Raw genomic sequence first — 2422 nt, 5'->3', positions numbered from 1 at the left:
AATGTAGTGGTTTACCGAACCATTTATGGTTCTCTGCAATCGAATTTTCTACTATTGTGAGAAATTCACTAGCTTCACCTAAAAGCAAAAAATCTGCAAGACAACATGCTGGCTTGGCAGGACTTGATATCAGTACTTTGTTACCTTTCGGTCAACCTGTTATCGTCAATGATCACAACCCTAACTCCAAAATACATCCTCGTGGCATCCCAGGCTACGCTCTACATCCGTCTCGAAACTCTTATGGATATATCATCTATCTTCCATCCTTAAAGAAGACAGTAGATACAACTAACTATGTTATTCTTCAGGGCAAGGAATCCAGATTAGATCAATTCAATTACGACGCACTCACTTTCGATGAAGACTTAAACCGTTTAACTGCTTCATATCATTCGTTCATTGCGTCAAATGAGATCCAAGAATCCAATGATCTTAACATAGAATCTGACCATGACTTCCAATCCGACATTGAACTACATCCTGAGCAACCGAGAAATGTCCTTTCAAAAGCTGTGAGTCCAACCGATTCCACACCTCCGTCAACTCATACTGAAGATTCGAAACGTGTTTCTAAAACCAATATTCGCGCACCCAGAGAAGTTGACCCCAACATATCTGAATCTAATATTCTTCCATCAAAGAAGAGATCTAGCACCCCCCAAATTTCCAATATCGAGAGTACCGGTTCGGGTGGTATGCATAAATTAAATGTTCCTTTACTTGCTCCCATGTCCCAATCTAACACACATGAGTCGTCGCACGCCAGTAAATCTAAAGATTTCAGACACTCAGACTCGTACAGTGACAATGAGACTAATCATACAAACGTACCAATATCCAGTACGGGAGGTACCAACAACAAAACTGTTCCGCAGATAAGTGACCAAGAGACTGAGAAAAGGATTATACACCGTTCACCTTCAATCGATGCTTCTCCACCGGAAAATAATTCATCGCACAATATTGTTCCTATCAAAACGCCAACTACTGTTTCTGAACAGAATACCGAGGAATCTATCATCGCTGATCTCCCACTCCCTGATCTACCTCCAGAATCTCCTACCGAATTCCCTGACCCATTTAAAGAACTCCCACCGATAAATTCTCATCAAACTAATTCCAGTTTGGGTGGTATTGGTGACTCTAATGCCTATACTACTATCAACAGTAAGAAAAGATCATTAGAAGATAATGAAACTGAAATTAAGGTATCACGAGACACATGGAATACTAAGAATATGCGTAGTTTAGAACCTCCGAGATCGAAGAAACGAATTCACCTGATTGCAGCTGTAAAAGCAGTAAAATCAATCAAACCAATACGGACAACCTTACGATACGATGAGGCAATCACCTATAATAAAGATATTAAAGAAAAAGAAAAATATATCGAGGCATACCACAAAGAAGTCAATCAACTGTTGAAGATGAAAACTTGGGACACTGACGAATATTATGACAGAAAAGAAATAGACCCTAAAAGAGTAATAAACTCAATGTTTATCTTCAACAAGAAACGTGACGGTACTCATAAAGCTAGATTTGTTGCAAGAGGTGATATTCAGCATCCTGACACTTACGACTCAGGCATGCAATCCAATACCGTACATCACTATGCATTAATGACATCCCTGTCACTTGCATTAGACAATAACTACTATATTACACAATTAGACATATCTTCGGCATATTTGTATGCAGACATCAAAGAAGAATTATACATAAGACCTCCACCACATTTAGGAATGAATGATAAGTTGATACGTTTGAAGAAATCACTTTATGGATTGAAACAAAGTGGAGCGAACTGGTACGAAACTATCAAATCATACCTGATAAAACAGTGTGGTATGGAAGAAGTTCGTGGATGGTCATGCGTATTTAAGAATAGTCAAGTAACAATTTGCTTATTCGTTGATGATATGATATTGTTCAGCAAAGACTTAAATGCAAATAAGAAAATCATAACAACACTCAAGAAACAATACGATACAAAGATAATAAATCTGGGTGAAAGTGATAACGAAATTCAGTACGACATACTTGGCTTAGAAATCAAATATCAAAGAGGTAAATACATGAAATTAGGTATGGAAAACTCATTAACTGAGAAAATACCCAAATTAAACGTACCTTTGAATCCAAAAGGAAGAAAACTTAGCGCTCCAGGTCAACCAGGTCTTTATATAGACCAGGATGAACTAGAAATAGATGAAGATGAATACAAAGAGAAGGTACATGAAATGCAAAAGTTGATTGGTCTAGCTTCATATGTTGGATATAAATTTAGATTTGACTTACTATACTACATCAACACACTTGCTCAACATATACTATTCCCCTCTAGGCAAGTTTTAGACATGACATATGAGTTAATACAATTCATGTGGGACACTAGAGATAAACAATTAATATGGCA

At 37.3% G+C, this 2422-nt stretch carries 1 protein-coding gene; it reads left to right on the top strand.

The annotated features are described in order from the left end of the window. Positions 1-2422, top strand: a 2422-nt coding sequence (locus tag IE124_RS36160) for a reverse transcriptase domain-containing protein (protein ID WP_229833160.1), incomplete at both ends; no start/stop codon positions are given.

Origin of the sequence: Streptomyces narbonensis (genome assembly GCF_014649015.1) — a bacterium.
GTDB lineage: Bacteria > Actinomycetota > Actinomycetes > Streptomycetales > Streptomycetaceae > Streptomyces > Streptomyces narbonensis.
Note: the sequence above shows the minus strand (reverse complement) of the source record. Positions and strands in the feature narration are given on the sequence as shown.